This is a genomic window from Streptomyces sp. NPDC094143 (assembly GCF_040303825.1).
Lineage (GTDB): Bacteria > Actinomycetota > Actinomycetes > Streptomycetales > Streptomycetaceae > Streptomyces.
This window is the reverse complement of record NZ_JBEOTZ010000029.1, coordinates 95,666-120,476: the sequence shown is the minus strand read 5'-3', so window position 1 is coordinate 120,476 and position 24,811 is coordinate 95,666. Positions and strand designations below refer to the sequence as shown.

22 protein-coding genes and 1 pseudogene are annotated in these 24,811 nt (G+C 69.9%); all 23 read right to left on the bottom strand.

Annotated elements, in window-relative coordinates; all coding sequences use genetic code 11:
• Positions 1-122 precede the first annotated feature (122 nt).
• Positions 123-554, bottom strand: a pseudogene (locus ABTZ58_RS30220) (DUF2550 domain-containing protein); the annotation flags it as partial.
• Positions 555-684: 130 nt separating this feature from the next.
• On the bottom strand, positions 685-1,062 hold the full coding sequence (locus ABTZ58_RS30215) for a F0F1 ATP synthase subunit epsilon (protein ID WP_309094277.1): 378 nt from the start codon (positions 1,060-1,062) through the stop codon (positions 685-687).
• A gap of 131 nt (positions 1,063-1,193) precedes the next feature.
• On the bottom strand, positions 1,194-2,642 hold the full coding sequence (atpD, locus tag ABTZ58_RS30210; RefSeq protein WP_094055914.1) for a F0F1 ATP synthase subunit beta: 1,449 nt from the start codon (positions 2,640-2,642) through the stop codon (positions 1,194-1,196).
• Between the two features lie 3 nt (positions 2,643-2,645).
• Positions 2,646-3,563, bottom strand: coding sequence for a F0F1 ATP synthase subunit gamma (locus tag ABTZ58_RS30205; RefSeq protein WP_309097131.1), 918 nt, complete (start codon positions 3,561-3,563; stop codon positions 2,646-2,648).
• Between the two features lie 20 nt (positions 3,564-3,583).
• Entirely contained in the window at positions 3,584-5,173 is a 1,590-nt protein-coding gene (gene atpA / locus ABTZ58_RS30200; protein ID WP_351363414.1) for a F0F1 ATP synthase subunit alpha, read from the bottom strand.
• A gap of 124 nt (positions 5,174-5,297) precedes the next feature.
• Positions 5,298-6,113 carry a F0F1 ATP synthase subunit delta gene (locus ABTZ58_RS30195; RefSeq protein WP_351363411.1) on the bottom strand — a complete coding sequence of 272 codons (816 nt, stop codon included), beginning with the start codon at positions 6,111-6,113 and terminating at the stop codon, positions 5,298-5,300.
• On the bottom strand, positions 6,110-6,658 hold the full coding sequence (locus ABTZ58_RS30190) for a F0F1 ATP synthase subunit B (RefSeq protein WP_309097134.1): 549 nt from the start codon (positions 6,656-6,658) through the stop codon (positions 6,110-6,112). The genes ABTZ58_RS30195 and ABTZ58_RS30190 overlap by 4 nt, the downstream gene beginning before the upstream one ends.
• 42 nt (positions 6,659-6,700) lie before the next feature.
• Positions 6,701-6,931 (bottom strand): ATP synthase F0 subunit C, encoded by a 231-nt coding sequence (gene atpE, locus ABTZ58_RS30185; protein WP_030049631.1) that lies wholly within the window; start codon positions 6,929-6,931, stop codon positions 6,701-6,703.
• 76 nt (positions 6,932-7,007) lie between these two features.
• Complete coding sequence (atpB, locus tag ABTZ58_RS30180; RefSeq protein ID WP_502996150.1) at positions 7,008-7,826, bottom strand: F0F1 ATP synthase subunit A; 819 nt, start codon at positions 7,824-7,826, stop codon at positions 7,008-7,010.
• A 225-nt stretch (positions 7,827-8,051) separates the two neighbouring features.
• Positions 8,052-8,489, bottom strand: a complete 438-nt coding sequence (locus ABTZ58_RS30175) for a Cg1360 family ATP-synthase-associated protein (RefSeq protein WP_351363407.1) — start codon at positions 8,487-8,489, stop codon at positions 8,052-8,054.
• A gap of 297 nt (positions 8,490-8,786) precedes the next feature.
• On the bottom strand, positions 8,787-10,133 hold the full coding sequence (locus tag ABTZ58_RS30170; RefSeq protein WP_351363404.1) for an MraY family glycosyltransferase: 1,347 nt from the start codon (positions 10,131-10,133) through the stop codon (positions 8,787-8,789).
• 128 nt (positions 10,134-10,261) lie between these two features.
• A complete protein-coding gene (glyA, locus tag ABTZ58_RS30165) occupies positions 10,262-11,500 on the bottom strand; it encodes a serine hydroxymethyltransferase (RefSeq protein WP_351363401.1) in 1,239 nt (412 codons plus the stop codon).
• Between the two features lie 68 nt (positions 11,501-11,568).
• The gene (locus ABTZ58_RS30160; protein WP_351363398.1) at positions 11,569-12,246 is read right to left on the bottom strand and encodes an arsenate reductase/protein-tyrosine-phosphatase family protein; all 678 of its coding nucleotides are present in this window, start codon (positions 12,244-12,246) and stop codon (positions 11,569-11,571) included.
• Complete coding sequence (locus ABTZ58_RS30155) at positions 12,243-12,890, bottom strand: L-threonylcarbamoyladenylate synthase (RefSeq protein ID WP_309097139.1); 648 nt, start codon at positions 12,888-12,890, stop codon at positions 12,243-12,245. Before ABTZ58_RS30155 ends, ABTZ58_RS30160 begins: the two co-directional genes overlap by 4 nt.
• Positions 12,891-12,987: 97 nt before the next feature.
• Positions 12,988-13,833, bottom strand: a complete 846-nt coding sequence (gene prmC, locus ABTZ58_RS30150) for a peptide chain release factor N(5)-glutamine methyltransferase (protein ID WP_309097140.1) — start codon at positions 13,831-13,833, stop codon at positions 12,988-12,990.
• A gap of 30 nt (positions 13,834-13,863) precedes the next feature.
• On the bottom strand, positions 13,864-14,940 hold the full coding sequence (gene prfA, locus ABTZ58_RS30145; protein ID WP_351363393.1) for a peptide chain release factor 1: 1,077 nt from the start codon (positions 14,938-14,940) through the stop codon (positions 13,864-13,866).
• A 108-nt stretch (positions 14,941-15,048) separates the two neighbouring features.
• Complete coding sequence (rpmE, locus tag ABTZ58_RS30140) at positions 15,049-15,270, bottom strand: 50S ribosomal protein L31 (protein ID WP_003992975.1); 222 nt, start codon at positions 15,268-15,270, stop codon at positions 15,049-15,051.
• A 187-nt stretch (positions 15,271-15,457) separates the two neighbouring features.
• The gene (locus ABTZ58_RS30135; protein WP_351363389.1) at positions 15,458-16,594 is read right to left on the bottom strand and encodes an LCP family protein; all 1,137 of its coding nucleotides are present in this window, start codon (positions 16,592-16,594) and stop codon (positions 15,458-15,460) included.
• A 207-nt stretch (positions 16,595-16,801) separates the two neighbouring features.
• Positions 16,802-18,598 (bottom strand): trypsin-like serine protease, encoded by a 1,797-nt coding sequence (locus tag ABTZ58_RS30130; protein WP_351363429.1) that lies wholly within the window; start codon positions 18,596-18,598, stop codon positions 16,802-16,804.
• A 122-nt stretch (positions 18,599-18,720) separates the two neighbouring features.
• A complete protein-coding gene (gene rho, locus ABTZ58_RS30125) occupies positions 18,721-20,742 on the bottom strand; it encodes a transcription termination factor Rho (protein WP_351363386.1) in 2,022 nt (673 codons plus the stop codon).
• Between the two features lie 403 nt (positions 20,743-21,145).
• A complete protein-coding gene (thrB, locus tag ABTZ58_RS30120) occupies positions 21,146-22,075 on the bottom strand; it encodes a homoserine kinase (RefSeq protein WP_351363383.1) in 930 nt (309 codons plus the stop codon).
• A gap of 363 nt (positions 22,076-22,438) precedes the next feature.
• Positions 22,439-23,497: a threonine synthase gene (thrC, locus tag ABTZ58_RS30115; RefSeq protein ID WP_351363380.1), complete on the bottom strand. Its 1,059-nt coding sequence runs from the start codon at positions 23,495-23,497 to the stop codon at positions 22,439-22,441.
• Between the two features lie 6 nt (positions 23,498-23,503).
• Positions 23,504-24,796, bottom strand: a complete 1,293-nt coding sequence (locus tag ABTZ58_RS30110) for a homoserine dehydrogenase (protein WP_351363377.1) — start codon at positions 24,794-24,796, stop codon at positions 23,504-23,506.
• Between the last annotated feature and the right edge of the window lie 15 nt (positions 24,797-24,811).

Here is a 24,811-nt window from a genome sequence, read left to right as displayed (position 1 = left end):
ACAAAAAAAACTGGCTGGGCAGTCCCCTGTTTCCCTACCCCTATCCCCCCAACTCCCCCCCCCCCCCCCCGGCCCGGGGGGCCCCCCCCCCCGGGGGCTCCGCGGCCCACCCCCCCCCCCCCCCGCTGTCCGGGCGGGGCCGCCTCAAGCCACGCGAGGAAACCGGTCAGCGCGTCCTCGCTCATCGCGAGCTCGAGACGCGTGCCCCGGTGCAGACAGGCCAGGATCACGTGGTCGGACAGGAGCGCCAGCTCCTCCTCGCCCTCCGGTACCCGGCGGCCCGCCACCTCGATCGCGGACCGCTCCAGGACGCGGCGCGGGCGCGGCGAGTACGAGAAGACGCGGAACCACTCGACGCGGTCGCCGTTGTACCGGGCCACCCCGTACGCCCAGCCCTTGCCGTTGGTGTCGCTCTGCTCCGCGACGTCCCAGCGCAGGCTGGCGTCGAAGGTGCCGCCCGAACGCTGGATCAGCCGGCGGCGCAGCCCGAAGACGAACAGGCCCACCACCACGAGGGCCACCACGATTCCGCACACAGTCAGAGCGAGGACCATCGACACCGACCTCCTCGTCTCCTAGGTAACGGAACGTAAAAAACACCCACATCCGCCTCAGCCGCGGCCGGGTCCGGATCTCTCCGGTACCCAGCCGCGGCTGAGTGACGTCTTCACACGGCCGGCGGCGTCAGCGCGCCGCCGTCGCAGCCCGCAGCCGGACGTCCGCGCGGCGCTTGGCCTCCGCGTCGTCCTCCGCCTTCGCGCGCTCCAGCTCCCGCTCCGCGCGCTGGACGTCGATCTCGTCCGACAGCTCGGCGACTTCCGCCAGCAGCGAGAGCTTGTCGTCGGCGAACGAGATGAAACCGCCGTGCACCGCGGCGACGACCGTCCCGCCGTCGCTCGTGCGGATGGTCACCGGGCCCGACTCCAGCACACCGAGCAGCGGCTGGTGACCGGGCATGACGCCGATGTCGCCGGACGTGGTGCGCGCGACGACCAGGGTGGCCTGGCCGGACCAGACCTCACGGTCGGCCGCGACCAGCGCGACGTGCAGCTCAGCAGCCAAGGGTGGCTCCTCGGGTCACCACCCGGCGGGAGTGCCGGGTGTTGGTTACAAGTCTAATGGGCGTGACGAAGGGGGCGGGACGTTCCCCGCCCCCTCCGGCGTGAGCACGAGGCTCACATCGAGCACGAGGCTCAGGAGACGCCGAGCTCCTTGGCGTTCTTCTTCAGGTCCTCAAGACCACCGCACATGAAGAACGCCTGCTCCGGGAAGTGGTCGTACTCGCCGTCGCAGATCGCGTTGAACGCGGCGATCGACTCGTCCAGCGGCACGTCCGAACCGTCCACGCCGGTGAACTGCTTGGCGGCGTGGGTGTTCTGGGACAGGAAGCGCTCCACGCGACGGGCACGGTGGACGACGAGCTTGTCCTCCTCGCCGAGCTCGTCGATACCGAGGATCGCGATGATGTCCTGCAGGTCCTTGTACTTCTGCAGGATGTTCTTCACGCGCATCGCGGCGTTGTAGTGGTCCGCCGAGATGTACCGCGGGTCGAGGATGCGGGACGTCGAGTCCAGCGGGTCCACGGCCGGGTAGATGCCCTTCTCGGAGATCGGACGGGACAGAACCGTCGTCGCGTCGAGGTGGGCGAAGGTGGTGGCCGGGGCCGGGTCGGTCAGGTCGTCCGCGGGGACGTAGATCGCCTGCATCGAGGTGATCGAGTGACCACGGGTCGAGGTGATGCGCTCCTGCAGGATGCCCATCTCGTCGGCCAGGTTCGGCTGGTAGCCCACCGCGGAGGGCATACGGCCGAGCAGGGTCGACACCTCGGAACCGGCCTGGGTGAAGCGGAAGATGTTGTCGATGAAGAACAGCACGTCCTGCTTCTGGACGTCGCGGAAGTACTCCGCCATCGTCAGGCCGGCCAGGGCCACGCGCAGACGGGTGCCCGGGGGCTCGTCCATCTGGCCGAAGACCAGGGCGGTCTTGTCCAGAACGCCGGACTCTTCCATCTCCGCGATGAGGTCGTTGCCCTCACGGGTGCGCTCGCCGACGCCCGCGAAGACGGAGACGCCCTCGTGGAGGTTGGCGACACGCATGATCATTTCCTGGATCAGCACGGTCTTGCCGACACCGGCACCACCGAACAGACCGATCTTGCCGCCCTTGACGTACGGGGTGAGCAGGTCGACGACCTTCAGGCCCGTCTCGAACATCTCGGTCTTCGACTCGAGCTGGTCGAACGCGGGGGCCTTGCGGTGGATGGGCCAGCGCTCGCCCGTGTGGACCTCGTCGCTGTTCAGCACCTCACCGAGGGTGTTGAACACCTTGCCCTTGGTGAAGTCGCCGACGGGGACGGAGATGCCCGCGCCGGTGTCGGTCACCGGGGCCTGGCGGACGAGACCGTCGGTGGGCTGCATCGAGATGGCGCGGACCAGGCCGTCACCCAGATGCTGGGCGACCTCCAGGGTCAGCGTCTTCTTCTCGCCCGCCAGCGCCGGGTCGGCGACCTCGACGTGAAGGGCGTTGTAGATCTCCGGCATCGCGTCGACGGGGAACTCCACGTCGACGACCGGGCCGATGACCCGCGCGACGCGGCCAGTGGCCACGCCAGCAGGAGCGGTCGGCTCAACAGTGGTGGTCATTTGTCAGTCACTCCCCGCGGTCGCGTCGGCCAGGGCACTGGCGCCACCGACGATCTCGCTGATTTCCTGGGTGATTTCGGCCTGGCGGGCCTGGTTGGCAAGCCGGGTGAGCGTCTCGATGAGCTCGCCGGCGTTGTCGGTGGCCGACTTCATCGCGCGCCGCGTGGCGGCGTGCTTGGAGGCGGCCGACTGGAGCAGCGCGTTGTAGATGCGGCTCTCCACGTAACGCGGCAGCAGGGCGTCCAGGACGTCCTCCGCCGAGGGCTCGAAGTCGAACAGCGGGAGGATCTCGCCCTTGGCGGGCTTCGCCTCCTCGGCGACCTCGTCGAGGCTGAGCGGCAGCAGCCGTGCCTCGATCGCCGTCTGCGTCATCATCGACACGAACTCGGTGTAGACGATGTGGAGCTCGTCCACGCCGCCCTCGGCCGTCTCCGTCTCGATGGCCTCGATCAGCGGTGCCGCGACCTTCTTGGCGTCCGCGTACGACGGGTCGTCGGTGAAGCCCGTGAACGACTCCGCGACCTTGCGCTCGCGGAAGTTGTAGTGGGCGACACCACGGCGGCCGACGATGTAGCTGACGACCTCCTTGCCCTCGGCCTCCAGCTTCGCCGTGAGCTTCTCCGCGGCCTTGATGGCGTTGGAGTTGAAGGCGCCGGCCAGACCGCGGTCGCTCGTGAGGAGCAGGACCGCGGCGCGGGTCGGGTTCTCCGCCTCCGTCGTCAGCGGGTGCTTGGTGTTGCTACCGGTGGCGACCGCCGTGACCGCCCGGGTGAGCTCGGTCGCGTACGGGGTGGAGGCCGCCACCTTGCGCTGCGCCTTGACGACGCGCGAGGCGGCGATCATCTCCATCGCCTTGGTGATCTTCTTGGTCGCGGTGACGGATCGGATGCGACGCTTGTAGACCCGGAGCTGGGCTCCCATGAGTCAGGTCCCTTCCGTCGTCACTTGCCGGCAGCCGGGGCGTCCTCGCCGAGCAGCTTGCCGTCGGAGGTCTCGAACTGCTTCTTGAACTCCGCGATGGCCTCGGCGACGGCCTGCAGGGTGTCGTCGGACATCTTGCCGCCCTCACGGATGGAGGTCATCAGGCCCTGCTCCTTGCGGTGCAGGTACTCCAGCAGCTCCTTCTCGAAGCGGCGGATGTCGGCGACGGGGACGTCGTCCATCTTGCCGGTGGTGCCGGCCCAGACGGAGACGACCTGGTCCTCGGTGGCCATCGGCTGGTACTGCGGCTGCTTCAGCAGCTCGACCATGCGCTGACCGCGCTCCAGCTGCGCCTTCGACGCGGCGTCCAGGTCGGAACCGAAGGCGGCGAACGCCTCCAGCTCACGGAACTGGGCGAGGTCCACGCGCAGACGGCCGGAGACCTGCTTCATCGCCTTGTGCTGCGCGGAACCACCGACTCGGGAGACGGAGATACCCACGTTCAGCGCGGGGCGCTGACCGGCGTTGAACAGGTCCGACTCCAGGAAGCACTGGCCGTCGGTGATGGAGATGACGTTGGTCGGGATGAACGCCGAGACGTCGTTGGCCTTGGTCTCGACGATCGGCAGACCGGTCATCGAACCGGCGCCCATCTCGTCGGAGAGCTTGGCGCAGCGCTCCAGCAGACGGGAGTGCAGGTAGAAGACGTCACCCGGGTAGGCCTCACGGCCCGGCGGGCGGCGCAGCAGCAGCGACACGGCGCGGTAGGCGTCGGCCTGCTTCGACAGGTCGTCGAAGATGATCAGGACGTGCTTGCCCTGGTACATCCAGTGCTGGCCGATGGCCGAACCGGTGTACGGCGCCAGGTACTTGAAGCCGGCCGGGTCGGACGCCGGGGCGGCGACGATGGTCGTGTACTCCAGCGCGCCGGCCTCCTCCAGAGCGCCGCGCACGCCGGCGATGGTGGAGCCCTTCTGGCCGATGGCGACGTAGATGCAGCGGACCTGCTTGTTCGGGTCGCCCGTGCGCCAGTTGTCGCGCTGGTTGATGATCGTGTCGACGGCCAGGGCGGTCTTGCCGGTCTGACGGTCACCGATGATCAGCTGGCGCTGGCCGCGGCCGATCGGGGTCATCGCGTCGACGGCCTTGTAGCCCGTCTCCATCGGCTCGTGCACCGACTTGCGGACCATGACGCCCGGGGCCTGCAGCTCCAGGGCGCGACGGTCTTCGGTCTCGATCTCGCCGAGGCCGTCGATCGGGTTGCCGAGGGGGTCCACCACGCGGCCGAGGTAGCCCTCGCCCACCGCGACGGAGAGAACCTCGCCGGTGCGGGAGACCGGCTGTCCCTCCTCGACGCCGCTGAACTCGCCGAGGACGATGGCACCGATCTCGCGCTCCTCGAGGTTGAGGGCGAGGCCGAGGGTGCCGTCCTCGAACTTCAGCAGTTCGTTGGCCATGGTCGAGGGCAGGCCCTCCACCTTCGCGATGCCGTCGCCGGCAAAGGTGACCGTACCGACCTCCTCGCGCGAGGCCGCGTCCGGCTTGTACGCCTGGACGAAGTTCTCCAGCGCGTCCCGGATCTCCTCCGGCCGGATCGTGAGCTCCGCCATCTGGGTTCCCTGCTCTCCTTGTTGGGCCCGAAGTTTCTTAGGGGGTCTGGGGGCGACCCCCAGGATTCTTCTGCACGGCCCAACCAGGGCCGTCGTAAGTACGTTGTGCCTATTGAGTTGCTGCTCAGCCGGCGAGCCGGCGGCTGGCGTCCTCGATGCGGTCCGCGAGGGAGCCGTTGATGACCTCGTCGCCGACCTGCACCCGGATTCCGCCGAGGACCTCGGGGTCCACGTCCAGGTTGAGGTGCATCGTGCGGCCGTAGAGCTTCGCGAGGGCGGCGCCCAGGCGCTGCTTCTGCGGGTCGCTCAGCGGCACCGCCGAGGTCACGGTGGCGACCGTGCGGTTCCGCCGGTCGGCGGCGAGCTTGGACAGGGACTCCAGTCCCGACTCCAGGCTACGTCCCCGCGGCGCGGTCACAAGGCGCGTCACCAGACGCTCGGTGGCCGACTGGGCCCTGCCGCCCAGCAGGCTGCGCAGCAGCTCGCTCTTGGCGGAGGTCGTGGCCTTGCGGTCGGTCAGCGCGGCGCGCAGCTCGGTGCTGCCGGAGACGATCCGGCCGAACCGGAACAGCTCGTCCTCGACGTCGTCGAGCTTGCCGGCCTGCTGTGCGGCGGTGAGGTCCGCGGTGTCGGCCAGCTGCTCCAGCGCGTCCACCAGATCGCGCGAACGCGACCAGCGGGAACGCACCATGCCCGCGACCAGGTCGGCGGCGGGGCCGCTGACCTGCGTGCCGAGCAGGCGCTGGGCCAGCCCGGCCTTGGTCTCACCGGCCTGCGCCGGGTCGGTGAGGACCCGACGCAGCGACACCTCGCGGTCGAGCAGCGCGGTGACGGCGGCCAGCTCGGCGGCGAGCTTCCCTGCGTCGACGGACGTGGAGTCCGTCAGCGCGTCGAGACGCTCTCGTGCGGCTGCCAGGGCCTCGCGGCTCGCTCCGTTCATCGGCCGGCCTCGGCCTTCTCCTCGAGCTCGTCGAGGAACCGGTCGATCACGCGGCTCTGGCGGGCGTGGTCCTCGAGGGACTCGCCGACGAGCTTGCCGGCCAGGTCGGTGGCGAGCTTGCCCACGTCCTGGCGCAGCGCGGACGCGGCGGCCTTGCGGTCGGCCTCGATCTGGGCGTGACCGGCGGCGACGATCTCCTCGCGCTGCCGCTGGCCCTCGGCCCGCATCTCGGCGATGAGGGCGGCACCCTGCTCCTGCGCCTCCTGGCGCAGGCGCGCGGCCTCGTGCCGGGCCTCGGCGAGCTGTGCCTTGTACTGCTCAAGGACGCTCTGGGCCTCGACCTTCATGGTCTCGGCCTCTTCGATACCGCCTTCGATCGCCGCGCGGCGCTCCTCCAGAACCTTGTTGATGTTCGGAAGCAGCTTCTTCCAGAAGAAGAAGAACACGATGGCGAAGGCGATGGTGCCGACGAGCAGCTCGGGGCCCGGAGGGATCAGCGGGTTCTGCTTCTCCTCGGCCGCCAGCTGCACCAGGTTGGCGATCACATCAGTGCCTTCCGTTGAAAGGTTTCGATCGTCCGGTCGTCTTTAGTAGACGAACGGCATGACGATGCCGATGAGGGCGAGCGCCTCACAGAACGCGAAACCGAGGATCTGGTTGGCACGGATCAGACCGGCCGCCTCGGGCTGGCGGGCCAGGGCCTGGGTACCGTTGCCGAAGATGATGCCGACGCCGACGCCGGGGCCGATGGCGGCAAGGCCGTAGCCGATGGAGCCGAGGTTGCCTTCGACGGCGGCGAGGGTCTCAAGGGCAGCCATGCTGAATCTTCCTTCTCTTTCAGGACCGATGGGGGTTGGCCACCGGACGTTCTGGGGGGCTGAGAGTGGTCGGGGCTCAGTGATGCTCGGCGAGAGCGCCCTGGACGTACGTGCAGGCGAGGAGTACGAAAACGTACGCCTGGACGGCCTGCACGAAAAGTTCGAAGACGATCATGACCGTGGCCATGACGAAGGAGACACCGGCCGCCGGGATCATCCAGCTGTTCAGCAGGTACCAGGACGCGACGGTGAACATGACCAGCATCAGGTGGCCGGCGAACATGTTGGCGAAGAGTCGCACCGCGTGCGTGAACGGTCGGACGAGCAGGTTCGAGAAGAACTCGATGAGCATCACGAGCGGCAGCACCGGGCCGAGCGACTTGTCGTAGCCGGTGACGTTCTTGAAGAACCCGACGAAGCCGTGCCGCTTGAAGGTCAGCCCGACCCACGTCACGTACACCACCGCGGCCAGGACGGCCGGGTAGGCGATGATCGAGGACACCGGGAACTGCGCGAGCGGGATCACGGACCAGATGTTCATGATCCAGATGAAGAAGAACAGCGAGACCATCAGGGGGACGTACTTCTCGCCCTCCTTCTTGCCGAGGGTCTCGTAGACGATGCCGCGGCGGACGAAGTCGTAGCCGGCCTCACCGACCATCTGCAGCTTGCCCGGCACCACCTTGGCCTTGCCGAAGGCCGCCCAGAAGAAGCCGATGACAAGGATGGTGGTGATGATGGCAAGCAGCATCACCTTGTTGAACTCGTACCCCCCGACCGTGCCAATCGGCTTGAAGAGGAACGAGTGCAGGCCCGGAGCCGGAAAACCACACCCGTTGTCGGACATGATCCGACAGCTCCAGTCAAAGGCGAGCTGGGTCTGGTCAGCACTCACCGCGGGCTCCTTCGGCGTGACGCATGGGTACGGCAACCTCGTTGTGTCGGCGCGGCGCAGGGCCGCGGTTCGGCACGGGACTGGTGTTACGGATGTGGGGGCGGCTGGGGGGCATCTCGCCTCGCGATGGAGCAGGCGTCAGCTCGGATGCCCGCGCCCGCGATGCCGCAGTTGGCACCGGACGATAGCAGGAGATCTCATGCCTCTTTATCCCGGCCCTATCCCTCACGACGAGTGCCCCGATTTTTCGGGCTTCCCGCCCGTCGTCGAATCGGGCTCGACGTAAAGGATCTTGGCCTTCATATGGGCACGCGCCTGCGCGGCGATCCATGCGAGAGTGCCGGCGACGAGCGTGAGGGCGAAGGCCTTGGGATGGAACAGCGTGGTGTTCTTGAACGCGGCCATGAAGACGAACAACAGCAGGATCTGCGCCGCGTAGAGCATCAGGCCCATCGCCTGGAAGAGGTGCGGAAGCGATTTGGCGGTGCGCTGCAGGACGTAGAGACCGATCCCCATGAACAGGATCACCACGAGCGTCGCGACGACCGCGCCGACCACCCCCTTGCCACCGGCCACCAGGCCACTGACGACGGCGGCGACAGCACCGACGGCAGCCGTGGGCACGGCGGCCTGGGCCAGAATCCGGGCGTCATTGGACGGCATGGCGGCAACTCCGCTTTCGCAGGGGGCAGGGGTGTCGTCATGGACGAGCGTAGTCCCGGGCTGAGTGAAGACCTCACGCCGCTGGACCGTCGCACTGCGGTCCTGCGGCTCTATCCGGGGGTTCTCGTGAACCGTATCACAAACTATTTGATGCAGTCTTTACCTGAAGGTGTGCGCACCGTCACACATGAGAGTGAATCCGCGCGTCTGAGCAAGAACTTCGCCGAGATGTCTGATATTGGGGCGCTTCGCACCCCCATCACCACCCCACGACTTGGCAATGCTCTAGTCAGATTCTTACCTTGTCCCGGCCTTGCGCCGGTCGGCCAGGCGTGAGCGGGCGCCGATGGCGGTCGCGCCGTTGACCCCCGCGACGCCGGACGCCACGGGGGTGCGGCTCCCGGGTCCGGCCGGGACCGGCTGGTCCGCCGCGGACGCCGGCGTCGAGGCCTCCGGCGCCAGGGCGGGGACCGCTCCGCGGCGCCGGTAGCGCGGCGGCACGAACCGCTCCATCCAGCGCGGCGTGCGCGGCGTGAACCGCGGCAGCAGGAGCAGCACCAGGCCGATCGCGCTGAGGAACACCACGCCGAGCACGATCCACATGGACGCCGAGTTGACCGAGTAGGCGAGCGCGCCGAAGGCGATGAGCGCGGACCAGAAGTACATGATCAGCACCGCGCGGCTGTGCGAGTGGCCGATCTCCAGCAGCCGGTGGTGCAGATGCCCGCGGTCGGCCGCGAACGGCGACTGGCCGCGCCAGGTGCGGCGCACGATCGCCAGGATCAGGTCGGCGGCCGGCACCGCGATGATCGTCAGCGGCAGCAGCAGCGGGATGTAGACCGGGACCGTCTGGTGCACGGCCTCCTTCTCGGACCCGACGTACAGGTTGAGCGCGTCCGGGTCGACCTGGCCGGTGACGGAGATGGCGCCGGCGGCCAGGACCAGGCCGATCAGCATCGAGCCCGAGTCGCCCATGAAGATCCGCGCCGGGTGCATGTTGTGCGGCAGGAAGCCCAGGCACATGCCCATCAGGATCGCCGAGAACAGCGTGGCCGGGGCGGCGGCCTCGACGCCGTACGAGTACCAGATGCGGTAGGCGTACAGGAAGAACGCGGTGGCCGCGATGCAGACCATGCCGGCCGCGAGGCCGTCCAGGCCGTCGACGAAGTTGACCGCGTTGATGGTGATGACGACCAGCGCGACCGTCAGCAGGGTGCCCTGCCACTGGGTGAGCGCCACCGAGCCGACGCCCGGGATCGGCAGCCACAGGATCGTCAGGCCCTGCACGACCATCACGCCCGCGGCGATCATCTGGCCGCCCAGCTTGATCAGGGCGTCGATCTCGAACTTGTCGTCCAGCACGCCGATCAGCCAGATCAGCGCGGCCCCGGACAGCAGCGCCCGCGGTTCGTTCGACGTCTCGAAGACCTGGTTGAGGTTGGTCAGGTGGTCGGCGACCAGCAGGCCCACGCACAGGCCGAAGAACATCGCGATACCGCCGAGCCGCGGAGTGGGTTCCCGGTGCACGTCACGTGCCCGGATCTCCGGCATCGCCCCGGCCACGATCGCGAACTTCCGTACCGGCCCTGTCAGCAGATACGTCACCGCGGCCGTGACGCAGAGCGTCAGCAGGTATTCACGCACGGGCTTCCCCACAGGTCTCGCTGGCCATCTCAGCTCCACACCCTAGCGATGCGCGCATATGGGTGGGGACTTCCGGGTAGCGACGATGGTTGCACGAGTGGCTGTGCACCTGGTGCGCTTATCCCGAGTCAGCGGGGATAGGGCGGAAATGCACCGGCCAGCTCCCGCACTTCTTCACGGGCTCTCGCGGGATCCGTCACACCCCGCAGCACACCCGCGAGCAGCTTGGCGATCCGGGCCGCCTCCGCCTCGCCCATGCCCTGCGTGGTGATCGCGGCCGTCCCGAGGCGCAGGCCCCGGGCGTCGCCGTGCGGCAGGGCGCAGCAGTCCAGGACCAGACCGGCCGCGGCGAGACGGCCCCGGGCGGTGCGTCCGTCGACGTCGAGCGGGGCCGGGTCGGCGGTGATCAGGTGGGTGTCCGTGCCGCCGGTGGTGACGGCCAGTCCCTCGGCGGCGAGCCGGGCCGCGAGGACCCGCGCATTCGCCACCACCTGATGGGCGTACGCGGCGAACGCCGGTGTTGCCGCCTCGCCGAACGCGACGGCCTTGGCGGCGATGGTGTGCATCTGGGCGCCGCCCTGTGTGAAGGGGAACACGGCCCGGTCCACCCGCTCGGCCAGTTCCGCCCGGCACAGGATCAGACCGCCGCGCGGGCCCCGCAGCACCTTGTGGGTGGTCGCGCAGACGATGTCCGCGTACGGCACCGGGCTGGGCGCCGCTCCCCCGGCCACCAGCCCCATCGGGTGCGCGGCGTCCGCGACGAGGTAGGCGCCCACCTCGTCGGCGACCTCGCGGAAGAAGGCGTAGTCGAAGTGGCGGGGGTAGGCGATCGAACCGCACACGATCGCCTTGGGCCGGTACGTGCGGGCCAGGGTGCGCACCTGCTCGTGGTCGACGAGCCCGGACTCGGCCTCCACGCCGTAGCCGACGAAGTCGAACCAGCGGCCGGAGAAGTTCGCCGGGGAGCCGTGGGTGAGATGACCGCCGTGCGGCAGGCCCAGGGCGAGGACGGTGTCCCCGGGGCGCAGCAGGGCGGCGTAGGCGGCCAGCACCGCCGAAGAGCCCGAGTGGGACTGGACGTTGGCGTGGTCGGCGCCGAACAGGGCCTTGGCCCGGTCGACGGCGAGGCGCTCGGCGACGTCCACGATCTCGCAGCCGCCGTGGTGCCGCGCCCCCGGATAGCCCTCGGCGTACTTGTTGGCGAGCGGGGAGCCGAGGGCGGCCAGCACGGCCGGGGAGCAGAAGTTCTCGGCCGCGATCAGCTGCAGGGTCGTCGCCTGCCGCTCCCGCTCGCCGAGCAGGACTTCGGCGACCTCGGGGTCCTGACGGCGCAGGACGTCGGCCTCGATGGCAGGGGTGACCGTCATGGTGGGCTCCGGGCGTCGACGGTGACGTACGACCAATGTAGGCCCGGGGCCCTGGGGGCGCTCGGTCGTTACGTCCGTGCGGGGACGCCGGTGAGCGCCGTGACGACCGGGTCGAGCGCCTGGTGTATCTCGTCCCCGATGGACCGGAAGAACGTCAGGGGCGCCCCGTACGGGTCGTAGACCTCGTCCGCCTCGGCGTTCGGGGCGAGCAGCCACCCGCGCAGAGCCGCCGCGGCACGGACCAGGGCACGCGCGCGGACGACCACGCCCTCCTCCAGGGGCGGCAGGGTCGTCGGGTCGATGGCCTTGACCAGGCGGGTGAATTCCTTGAGCGTGAAGGTCCGCAGGCCCGCCGAGTGGCCCATCGAGATGACCTGGGCCCGGTGGTCCCGGGTGGCGGTCAGCACCAGGTCGGCGCGGATCACGTGCTCGTCGAGGAGTTCGCGTCCGGTGAAGCCGGAGGCGTCCGCGCCGAAGTCGGCCAGGACCGTCTCCGCGTGTGCCTCCATGGGCGCGCCCTCGTGGCCCCAGGTGCCCGCGCTCTCCACGATGAGACCGCCGCCCAGGATGCCCAGCCGCTCCTGCACGAAATGGCGGGTCAGCCGCTCGGTGATGGGCGAGCGGCACACGTTGCCGGTGCTGACGTGGAGGATGCGGAAGCTGTCGCGCGGAAGGCCCACGAAGGTCGTCGTGATCTCCGCCGCGCTCTCCCCGTCGCCTATGCCACGCCCCTCAGGGGCCGTCAATTCGCCACCTCGAGGTCGGGTACGACCTTCCTCAGCTCGTCCGCCGAGAGCGCGCCGGCGCGCAGCAGCAGCGGCACCTCACGGGTCACGTCGACGATCGACGAGGGCACGTTGCCGGGGGTGGGGCCGCCGTCGAGGTAGACGGAGACGGAGTCGCCGAGCATCCCCTGCGCCGCGTCGCAGTTCTCCGGCGCCGGGTGGCCGGTGAGGTTGGCGGAGGACACGGCCATGGGGCCGACCTCGGTGAGCAGCTCGATGGCGACGGGGTGCAGCGGCATCCGCACGGCGACGGTGCCCCGGGTGTCCCCCAGGTCCCACTGCAGGGACGGCTGGTGCCTGGCGACCAGGGTCAGCGCGCCCGGCCAGAAGGCGTCGACGAGCTCCCAGGCCAGCTCGGAGAAGTCCGTGACGAGCCCGTGCAGCGTGTTCGGGGAGCCGATGAGGACGGGGGTGGGCATGTTGCGGCCGCGGCCCTTGGCCTGCAGCAGGTCGGAGACCGCCTCCGAGGAGAACGCGTCGGCGCCGATGCCGTACACCGTGTCCGTCGGCAGCACCACGAGTTCGCCACGGCGGACGGCGGACGCTGCCTCACGCAGACCGGTCACTCGGTCGGTCGCGTCGTTGGTGTCGTATCGCCGTGCCATCTTTAGCTGGCCTCCTCGTACACGTGCTGCTGGGATGAAGTCCGCGACGTACTCGACGTACTCGACGTCCGTGCGGACCGCGGGATGTCCTGGGTGCTCACGGCAGTGCCTTGCGGGCCGTGGCGAAGCGCGGACGGTTGTTCAGGTCCGGGTGGTCGGCCGCGTCGGTCCAGCCGCGGTCCTCGGCGAAGATCCACGGCACCTGGCCGCCCTGGGTGTCGGCGTGCTCCACGACCACCACGCCGCCGGGGCGCAGCAGCCGGTGCGCGGTCCGCTCCAGGCCGCGGATGAGGTCCAGGCCGTCCTCACCGGAGAAGAGGGCCAGGCCGGGGTCGTAGTCCCGCGCCTCGGGAGCGACGTACTCCCACTCCGTGAGGGGGATGTACGGCGGGTTGGAGATGACCAGGTCGACCTGGCCGTCGAGGTCCGGGAAGGCCGTCAGGGCGTCGCCCTGGCGCAGCTCGACCCTGGACCCCTCCACGTTCTTACGGGTCCACTTCAGGGCGTCCTCGGACAGCTCCACGGCGTGCACGCGCGAGCGCGGGACCTCCTGCGCGAGGGCGAGCGCGATGGCGCCGGAGCCGGTGCACAGGTCGACGATGCACGGCTCGACGACGTCCATGGCCCGGACGGCGTCTATGGCCCAGCCGACCACGGACTCGGTTTCGGGCCGCGGCACGAACACCCCTGGGCCGACCTGGAGTTCCAGGTACCGGAAGTAGGCGCGCCCGGTGATGTGCTGGAGCGGCTCACGGGCCTCGCGGCGGGCGATGACCTCCCAGTACCGGGCGTCGAAGTCGGAGTCCTTGACGGTGTGCAGCTCGCCGCGCTTGACGCCGTGCACGAACGCGGCGAGCTCCTCCGCGTCGGTACGCGGCGAGGGCACGCCGGCGTCGGCGAGCCGCTGGGTGGCCTGGGCCACCTCCGCGAGCAGCAGATTCACGCAAGTCCTCCGAGTGTGCTCGTTCGTGCCTTACGCAGCCGCCAGCTTCGCCGCCGAGTCCGCGTCGACGCAGGCCTGGATCACCGCGTCGAGGTCGCCGTCCAGGACCTGGTCCAGGTTGTACGCCTTGAAGCCGACGCGGTGGTCCGAGATGCGGTTCTCCGGGTAGTTGTACGTGCGGATCTTCTCGGAGCGGTCGACGGTGCGGACCTGGCTGCGGCGGGCGTCGGCGGCCTCCCGCTCCGCCTCCTCCTGCGCCATGGCGAGCAGCCTGGAGCGCAGGATACGCAGTGCCTGCTCCTTGTTCTGCAGCTGGCTCTTCTCGTTCTGGCAGGAGGCGACGACTCCGGTCGGGATGTGCGTGATGCGCACGGCGGAGTCGGTGGTGTTGACGGACTGCCCGCCGGGCCCGGAGGACCGGTAGACGTCGATGCGCAGGTCGTTGGGGTTGATCTCGACGTCGACCTCCTCCGCCTCGGGCGTGACGAGCACACCGGCCGCCGAGGTGTGGATGCGGCCCTGGGACTCGGTCGCGGGCACGCGCTGCACGCGGTGCACGCCGCCCTCGTACTTCAGCCGGGCCCACACGCCCTGTCCGGGCTCGGTGGCGCCCTGGCCGCCCTTGGTCTTCACGGCGACCTGGACGTCCTTGTAGCCGCCCAGCTCGGACTCGGTGGCGTCGATGATCTCGGTCTTCCAGCCGACACGCTCGGCGTAGCGCAGGTACATGCGCAGCAGGTCACCGGCGAACAGGGCCGACTCGTCGCCGCCGGCGCCCGCCTTGATCTCCAGGATGACGTCCTTGTCGTCGCTGGGGTCGCGCGGGACGAGGAGGAGGCGCAGCTTCTCCGTCAGCCCCTCCTGCTGCTTCTCCAGCTCCTTGACCTCGGCCACGAAATCGGGATCGTCGGCGGCGAACTCACGCGCGGTCTCGATGTCGTCGCCCGTCTGCTTCCAGGAGCGGTACGTCGCGACGATCGGGGTGAGCTCGGCGTACCGCTTGTTCAGCTTGCGCGCGTTGGCCTGGTCGGAGTGGACCGACGGGTCGGCGAGCTTCTTCTCCAGGTCGGCGTGCTCGGCGACGAGTTCCTCGACGGCCTCGAACATCTTGGGGCTCCTGTGTACGGACGGGGGTGAAGGGCGGGCGACCAAAAACGCCGGTCCCGGCGCGCCCCTGGGTGGGGACACTGCCGTGGACCGGCGAAATGGGGCTCGCTACTTCTTGGAGCCGGCGGCCTTGCCGAAGCGGGCCTCGAAGCGGGCCACACGGCCACCGGTGTCGAGGATCTTCTGCTTGCCCGTGTAGAACGGGTGGCACTCGGAGCACACGTCGGCCCGGATGGTGCCGGACTCGATGGTGCTGCGCGTGGTGAACGACGCGCCGCAGGTGCAGCTGACCTGCGTCTCGACGTACTCGGGGTGGATGTCGCGCTTCAAGGTGTCTCCTAGGTTTCGGGAGGGCGCCGGGTCGCCGCCGCGGGGTGCGGGAGCGTGAACCGGAGCCGACGTACCAGTCTGCCAGGACTGGGGCCATCCCCCAAAACCGGGGGTTGCGGTGATCTATTCCCCGCGGGCCGGTGGGGGCTGCTCGCGCAGTTCCCGCGCGCCCCTGGGGACGTGTCCCTCAGGGGGCGTTCACGACGCCCTTGGCCTCGCCGGTCGCCGTGTCCTTCGTGGCGCTCTTCGGGATCGGCTCGTCGTTCGCCAGGGCCTGCCAGATCTGGTCGGCCTTCTTCTCCTGGAGCAGGACGCGGTTGGGGTCGGCCGGGTCGTAGACGACCGGCATCGTGACCATGTGCATGCTGGCGGGGCTGATGCCCTGCAGGCCGCTCGCGAAGGAGGCGAGCTTGTTGACCGAGCCGAGGTCGGAGTCGGTCGTCACCGTCTTGGTCGCGGTCTCCGCGAGGTCGAGCAGCTTCTTGGGGTTGGTGAAGACGCCGACGTCCTTGACCTGGTTGACCAGCGCCTTGATGAAGGCCTGCTGCAGCTGGATACGGCCGAGGTCGGAGCCGTCTCCGACGCCGTGCCGGGTGCGGACCAGGCCAAGGGCCTGCTCGCCGTCGAGTCTGTGCGTGCCGGCCTTCAGCTTCAGGTGGCTGTCGGGGTCGTCGATGCTCTTGGTCGTGGTGATCTCGACGCCGCCGAGGTCGTCGATGAGCTTCTGGAAGCCGGCGAAGTCGACCTCCAGGTAGTGGTCCATGCGCAGGTCGGTGAGGGACTCGACGGTCTTCACGGCGCAGGCGGCGCCGCCGGTGGAGTACGCGGAGTTGAACATCGCGTTCCGCGCGGCGGGGTGCTCGTCGCCCTGGGTGTCCGTGCAGGCGGGCCGGTCGATGAGGGTGTCGCGCGGGATGGAGACCACGCTGGCCTTCTTGTGGCCCTTGTAGAGGTGCACGATCATCGCCGTGTCGGAGCGGGCGCTGCCGTCGTCGGTGCCGCCGCCCAGCTTCCTGTTGCTGCCGGAGCGGGTGTCCGAACCGAGGACCAGGATGTTCTCCGAGCCGTTGTCGGCCGCCTTGGGCCGGTCGGTGCCGAGGGCCTGGTCGATGTCGACGCTCTTGAGGTTGCCGTTGAGCTTGAAGTACACGTAGCCCAGGCCCGCGCCGCCCAGGACGACGATGCCCGCGGCGGTCCATGCCGTGATGATCAGGCCCTTGTGGCGCTTGCCGGGGGCGCGGCGGCGGCCCTTGCCGCGGTGACGCGGCTCCTTGGTGCCGGTCTCGCCCGGTATGCCCGGATCCGGCGTGCTCTCGGCAGACATGTGCTCCTCAGCTCGTCTACGGTCGGTTACCCCCTGCGGTCAGCGCCAGGCGTGGGCCGTCGGAACCCTTCCTCACACCATCGTCGCTCCGCCTGGTCAGACGGGGAAACTCGGGAAAGGGTTGCACAACGGACCGTGCCCACCGCGTGGGGCGGTGGGCACAGTGTGTGGCCGGTGGTGCCGGAGGTACTCGGCTCACCTGCTGTTTCAGCCGAAGATGTCGTACTGCTTGAAGTCGGTGGCGACGGACTTCCTTGTGGCGAAGATCTCGCTGGTCGCCTTGCCGGTGCCGGCGTACAGGTAGAGCGTGCCGCCGGGGGTGCGGGCCAGGAAGTCGGCCTTGCCGTCGCCGGTGATGTCACCGACCGCGTCGAAGGCGTTGTACGTGGTGCTGCTCCAGGTGCGCACCTTGACCCGGGCGGAGAACGCCCCGGTGCCGGACTTGCCGGTGCCCTTGTACAGGTAGATCGTGCCGCCGGTCTTGCTGCGGGCGATCAGGTCGGTCTTGCCGTCGCCGGTGAAGTCGCCCTTGCCGCGGACGGAGTTGTACTGGTTCCAGCCGGAGCCGACCTTCACGCGCGGGGCGAAGGTGCCGTTGCCCTTGCCCGGGTAGATCCACATCACGCCCGCGGAGTCGACCGAGAGCAGGTCGGGCAGGTAGTCGCCGGTGACGTCACCGGGGGTGATGATGCGGGTGCGGGTCTTCCAGTTGTCGGCGATCTGCTTGGTGGACCAGGTGCCGCTGGAGATCACGTAGTGGGTCCAGTAGACGTCGCCGGTGGTGCTGACCCGGTAGACCAGGTCCTGGTAGCCGTCGCGGTCGAGGTCGGTCTGCAGGACGACGTTGACGCCGCTCCAGTCGCCCCAGGACTCTCGGGCGGCGAGGGAGGTGCCGTTGGAGTTCTTGGAGTAGCCGGTCCTGGTGGAGGCGTTGCGCACCCACACGTCGGCCCGGTGATCGCCGTTGATGTTGGTGTCGTCGAGCCGCGGGTAGGTGGCGCCGACGTAGGTGCTGACCTTGCTGAAGACGCTGTAGGCGCCCTTGGCGACGCAGTCGGTCACGCCCCAGGACACGACACCCACGATGCGGTTGTCGACGACCAGCGGGCCGCCGGAGTCGCCGTTGCAGGCGGTGGTGGTGCCGGTGTCGCTGCCGCTGGCGGGCTTGCCCGCGCAGACCATGTGGCCCTTGACGAAGTCCGCGCCGTACGCGGCGGAGCAGGTCGCGTCGGACTGGATGGGCAGCGTTGCCGTCTTCAGCGTCTCGGAGATGGCGTCGCTGGTGGAGCTGGTGCGGCCCCAGCCGTAGACCTTGGCGCTGGTGCCGGTCGCGTACGAGGCGGTGTCGCCGGACGTGGTCATGCGGATCGGCGTCGCCCTGACCGGGACGGGCAGGGTGAGGACCGCGATGTCGTTGTCGATGGTGCTCGCGCTGTACGACGGGTGGCTCCACTGCCGCCAGACGCCGGTGACGGTGCCGCCGTGCAGGTCGGTGCCGTCCTGCGAGGGCAGCTGGGCGGTGCCGGTGACGATGGCGCCGTTGCCGTGCCAGTCGTAGTCCTTGACGCAGTGGGCGGCGGTGAGGATCTTCGTCGGCGCGACGACGGCGCCGCCGCAGAAGAAGCCGATGTCGTCGCCGGTGCCGGAGGTGCCCCGGTCGTCGTAGTAGTGGAGCTGGGCCATCCACGGCGCCGAGGTGATGGTGGTCTGGCTGCCACCGATGATCTTCGGGTCGATGCCGCTGGTGCCGGTGCTCGCGCTGAGCGAGGCCTTGCTCGTCTTGCCGGCCGTGTCGTCACCGGCCATGGCGCCGGCGACGCGCTTCTCCAGCTCGGCGAGCGACGGCGAGCCGGCCACGGCGGGCTTGACGGCGGGCTGCGGCAGCGGGGTGGCGGCCCCGGCGGACGTCGTCAGCAGCGCTGCGGCCACGGCTGCGGCCACACCGGCCGCCGCGACGGGCAGTGCGAAACGTATCCGGCGTCTGTGCCGGCCGCCCCCGGGCATGGATGTACCCACGAATGTCCCCCTAGGGATCACAAGTTCGAAGAGAGCGTGATCCTACCCGCCCCGGAACAGCGCGAAGGGCCGCCCCGTACCGGGAGCGGCCCTCTCGCGCAGTCCTCGCCTCAGTCGCCGTTGCCCGGCGTCGGCGTCGTCTTCTGGATCTGCATCAGGAACTCGGCGTTCGACTTCGTCTGCTTCATCTTGTCGAGAAGCAGCTCGACCGCCTGCTGCTGGTCGAGGGCGTGCAGCACCCGGCGCAGCTTCCAGACGATGGCCAGCTCGTCGTTGGCGAGCAGGATCTCCTCCTTGCGGGTGCCGGACGCGTCGACGTCCACCGCCGGGAAGATCCGCTTGTCGGCGAGCTTCCGGTCGAGCTTGAGCTCGGCGTTGCCCGTGCCCTTGAATTCCTCGAAGATCACCTCGTCCATGCGGGACCCGGTGTCCACCAGGGCGGTGGCGAGGATGGTCAGCGAGCCGCCGTCCTCGATGTTGCGGGCCGCACCGAAGAACCGCTTCGGCGGGTACAGGGCGGTCGAGTCGACACCACCGGACAGGATGCGGCCGGAGGCCGGGGCGGCGAGGTTGTACGCACGGCCCAGACGCGTGATCGAGTCGAGCAGCACGACCACGTCGTGACCCAGCTCGACCAGACGCTTGGCGCGCTCGATGGCCAGCTCGGCGACCGTGGTGTGGTCCTCGGCCGGGCGGTCGAAGGTCGAGGAGATGACCTCGCCCTTCACCGACCGCTGCATGTCGGTGACCTCTTCCGGACGCTCGTCGACGAGGACGACCATCAGGTGGCACTCGGGGTTGTTGTGCGTGATCGCGTTGGCGATCGCCTGCATGATCATGGTCTTGCCGGTCTTCGGCGGGGCCACGATCAGACCGCGCTGGCCCTTACCGATCGGCGACACGAGGTCGATGATGCGGGTGGTGAGCACGCCCGGGTCCGTCTCCAGACGGAGACGGTCCTGCGGGTACAGCGGGGTGAGCTTGTTGAACTCCGGGCGGCCGCGGCCGTGTTCGGGCGCCATGCCGTTGACGGAGTCCAGGCGCACCAGCGCGTTGAACTTCTCGCGCCGCTCGCCTTCCTTGGGCTGGCGGACCGCACCGGTGATGTGGTCGCCCTTGCGCAGGCCGTTCTTGCGGACCTGGGCGAGGGAGACGTACACGTCGTTCGGCCCGGGCAGGTAGCCGGAGGTCCGGATGAACGCGTAGTTGTCGAGGATGTCCAGGATGCCCGCGACGGGGATCAGGACGTCGTCCTCGTTGATCTGCGGCTCGGTGGTCATCTCGTCGCGGCCGCGACGGCCCCGGCGGTCGCGGTAACGGCCGCGACGGCCGCGACGGCCGCCCTCGAAGTCGTCGTCGTCCTGCTGTTGCTGCCCACGGTCCTGACGGCCGCCGCCCTGCTGGTTCTGCTGCTGGCCGCGGTCCTGGCGGCCGCCGCCCTGCTGGTCGTCGCCCTTGCCGCCGCGGCGGTCGCGGTCACGCCCGCGGTCCCGGTCGCGGTCACGGCGGTCGCGGCGACGGCCCTCGCCGCCGTCGGCGTCGGACCTGGCGTCGTTGTTCTGCGACTGCTGCTGGGCCGGCGTCTCGGCCCTGGCCTCGTTCTTCGCCTCGGCGGCGACCGTCTCGGGCGCGGAAGCGGGGGATCCGGCGTCGGCGGTGGCGCGGCGACGACGGCGCTCGGAGGGAGCGTCGTCGGAGGCCGGCTGGCCGGGGATCTCGATCTGCTGCTGGGCGGTGGCCTTCTCGGCCTTCTCCGCGGGGGCCTCGGAGGCCTCCTTCGCGTCCGCCTTCTTCTCGGCCTTCTCACCGTTGTCGCCCGTGCGGGTCCGCGAGGTGGCGCGGCGCTTGGGCTTGGTCTCGGCGGGGGCGTCGGCCTTCGGGGCCGGAGCGGCGCCGTCGGACGCCTGCGCCTCCTTGATGACCTCGATCAGCTGGCTCTTGCGCATGCGCGCGGTGCCCCTGATGCCGAGGCCGGATGCGACCTGCTGCAGCTCGGCCAGCACCATGCCCTCGAGGCCGGTACCGCGGCGCCGCCGGGAGCCGGCACCGGTGGCAGGCGCGGAGGCGTCCGTGGCGGGCGCGGCAGCGGTCTCCTCGACACGTGCGCCCATCAGATCGGTGGTGTCGCTCACGAAGGGTCCTTCCCTGGAGCGGACGTCGGCCTGTCTGGCTCGGCGACCGGTTGTGCTGTCCGGCTTCGGTCCGTGTGGTGTGAACCGTGCCGGGGCGGTGGTCCGCCTAAGCGGCGGAGGAATCTGGTGATGGCGCTTCCTTGAGCCCGTGGCACCCAGTGTCAGTGTCACGCGGCGTGGTCGCACCGGTTCCGGAGCGTGCCCTGCGCCCCGCTCAGTGTGCCTGTACGGCGTACGGTCCGACGTACGGAACACAGTGCGGCTTGGGGGGCTCCCGGAAGAATGTCTGTCCCGGACGGGGACACGAGGCACCTCGCCATGGTGGGGTCGGGTGCAGACTTGAGGTTAACACTACCGGATCCAACAAACATTCCCCCTCTCGAAATCCGGCAACCGCGCGCCTTCAGATGTCACCGGCGGTCGCCAGCGGCAGCACGCTCGCGCCGTGTGCGTCCAGGCTCAGCCGGTTGGCGGCCCAGTCCGCGCCCGCCAGCGCCTCGACCTTGTCGGCGGTGCCCGCGTCGGCCAGCGCCATGACCGTGGGTCCGGCACCGGAGATGACCGCGGGGATGCCGTCGCCGCGCAGTCGCTCCACCAGTGCCGCGCTCTCCGGCATGGCCGGGGCGCGGTAGTCCTGGTGCAGACGGTCCTCGGTGGCGGGCAGCAGCAGTTCGGGGCGCCGGGTCAGGGCCTCGACGAGCAGGGCGGCCCGGCCCGCGTTGGCGGCGGCGTCGACGTGGGGGACGGTGCGCGGGAGCAGGCCGCGCGCCGTCTCGGTGAGCACCGGCTTTCCGGGCACGAAAACCACCGGAACGACGGAATCGGCGGGGTCCATCCTGATCGCGCGGGCGGCGCCGCCCTCCATCCAGGACAGGGTGAAGCCGCCCAGCAGACACGCGGCGACGTTGTCGGGGTGACCCTCGATCTCCGTGGCGAGTTCGAGCAGCGCCGTGTCGTCGAGCTTGGCCTCGGCGCCTATGGTCACGGCGCGGGCGGCGACGATCCCGGCGCAGATGGCGGCCGAGGAGGAGCCCAGGCCCCGGCCGTGCGGGATGCGGTTGGCGCAGACGATCTCCAGGCCGCGGGGCTGCCCGCCCAGCAGGTCGAAGGCGGTGCGCAGGGACCGCACGAGAAGGTGCCGCTCGTCGCGCGGGAGCGTCTCGCTGCCCTCACCCGCGATGTCGATGTGCAGCCCGGAGTCGGCCACCCGGACGACCACGTCGTCGTACAGCCCCAGCGCGAGGCCGAGGGCGTCGAAGCCCGGGCCGAGGTTGGCGCTGGTGGCGGGAACGCGCACCCGGACGGCGGCGGCGCGGAACGCTGGACCGGCCATCGCTCGATGACTCTCCTTGAGCTGCGTGATTGTCGAATGACGGTCGATGGACATTCGATGACGTACGAGAACCCGGGGGGCCGCTGCCGACCCCGATGGGGCCGGCCGCTGTCCCGGCCGCACAGACGGCGCGGCACCGCGCTCCATGCGGAGGCATATGCGGCGGGCGGGTTCAGTACAGCCTATCGAAGGAAGGTTCTGTGGCGACATAGGGCGCACAGAAGGCGCACGATGCGTGTCGTAAGCCCCCTGTGCACCCCCCGTAGGGAATCTCCCCGTCCTGGCGCCGTCTTACGCCGGGACGTGTCGGACGTGACACCGGCGCTCGGTGCGTCGGCGCACGTCAGGTCGGTTCGAGCGCCGTCAGGCGAGACCCAGGCGCTCCGCCGCGGCCGCCGCGTCGACGGGCACGGTGACCGGCTGCGGGGCACCGGCGACGGCCCAGTCGGGGTCCTTCAGTCCGTTGCCGGTGACGGTGCAGACGATGCGCTGCCCCGGGTCGACCTTGCCCTGCTCGGCGGCCTTCAGCAGACCGGCGACGGACGCGGCGGACGCCGGCTCGACGAAGACGCCCTCCTGCGAGGCCAACAGCCGGTAGGCGCGCAGGATCTCACGGTCCGTCACCTCGTCGATGAAGCCGCCCGACTCGTCCCGCGCGGCGAGCGCGTACTGCCACGAGGCCGGGTTGCCGATGCGGATCGCGGTGGCGATGGTCGAGGGGTCCTTGACGACCTCGCCGCGCACGATGGGCGCGGAACCGGAGGCCTGGAACCCCCACATGCGCGGGGTCCTCGTGGAGACGCCGTCGGCGGCGTACTCCGTGTAGCCCTTCCAATAGGCCGTGATGTTGCCCGCGTTGCCCACCGGCAGGACATGGATGTCGGGCGCGTCGCCGAGCATGTCCACGATCTCGAAGGCGGCCGTCTTCTGGCCCTCGATGCGCACCGGGTTGACCGAGTTGACCAGGGCCACCGGGTAGTTGTCGCTCAGGCCGCGCGCGAGCGTGAGGCAGTCGTCGAAGTTGCCGTCGACCTGGAGGATCTTCGCGCCGTGGACGAGGGCCTGGCCCATCTTGCCGAGCGCGATCTTGCCCTGCGGCACGAGCACGGCGCAGACCATCCCGGCCCGCACGGCGTAAGCCGCGGCGGAGGCCGAGGTGTTGCCGGTGGAGGCGCAGATGACGGCCTGCGCGCCCTCCTCCTTGGCCCGCGTGATGGCCATGGTCATGCCGCGGTCCTTGAAGGATCCGGTCGGGTTCGCGCCCTCCACCTTGAGGTGGACCTCGCAGCCCGTGCGCTCGGAGAGCACCTGCGCGGGCACGAGGGGCGTGCCGCCCTCACGGAGCGTCACGACCGGCGTGGTGTCGGATACCGGCAGCCGGTCCCGGTACTCCTCGATGATTCCGCGCCACTGGTGGGTCATTGCTGGTTACTCTCCTTCAACCCGCATGATGCTGGCGACACCACGCACGGTGTCGAGCTTGCGCAACGCCTCGACGGTCCCGGTGAGGGCGGCGTCGGACGCACGGTGCGTGACGACGACGAGGGACGCCTCGCCGTCCTTCCCCTGCTGGCGAACCGTATCGATCGAGACGCCGTGCTCGGCGAAGACGGTCGCGACCTGGGCGAGAACACCCGGTTTGTCGGCCACGTCGAGGCTGATGTGGTAGCGCGTGACGACGTCGCCCATCGGGGACACGGGGAGGGCGGCGTACGCGGACTCGCCCGGTCCGGTCGCGCCGCCGATACGGTTGCGGCAGACGGCGACGAGGTCGCCGAGCACGGCGGAGGCCGTGGGGGAACCGCCCGCTCCGGGGCCGTAGAACATGAGCTGCCCGGCGGCGTCGGACTCGACGAACACGGCGTTGTAGGCGCCGCGCACGGAGGCCAGCGGGTGGCTCAGCGGGATCATCGCCGGGTGCACGCGCGCGGTGACCGACGCCCCGTCCGCAGCCCGCTCGCAGATGGCCAGCAGCTTGATCGTGCAGCCCATCTCCTTCGCGGAGGCGAAGTCGGCGGCGGTCACCTCGGTCATGCCCTCGCGGTAGACGTCGTCGAGGCGCACGCGCGTGTGGAAGGCGATGCCGGCGAGGATGGCGGCCTTGGCGGCGGCGTCGAAGCCCTCGACGTCGGCGGTCGGGTCGGCCTCGGCGTAGCCCAGGGCGGTGGCCTCGTCGAGGGCCTCCTGGTACCCGGCGCCCGTGGAGTCCATCTTGTCGAGGATGAAGTTGGTGGTGCCGTTGACGATGCCCATCACCCGGTTGATCTTGTCCCCGGCGAGGGACTCGCGCAGCGGCCGGATCAGCGGGATGGCACCGGCGACGGCGGCCTCGTAGTAGAGGTCCTTGCCGTGCTCCCCGGCGGCGGCGTGCAGCGTGGCGCCGTCCTGGGCGAGCAGCGCCTTGTTGGCGGAGACGACGGAGGCACCGTGCTCGAAGGCGGTGGTGATGAGGGAGCGGGCCGGCTCGATGCCGCCGATCACCTCCACCACCACGTCGATGTCGCCGCGTTTGACGAGGGCGGTGGCGTCCGTGGTGATGAGCGCGGGGTCGATGCCCTCGCGTACGCGGTCGGGGCGGCGGACGGCGACACCGGCCAGCTCCACCGGGGCCCCGATCCGGGCCGTGAGGTCGTCGGCGTGCGTCGTCATGATGCGCGCCACCTCTGAGCCGACCACGCCACAGCCCAGCAGCGCCACCTTCAGCGGACGCGTACGCATCATCCGACCTCGTTTCCT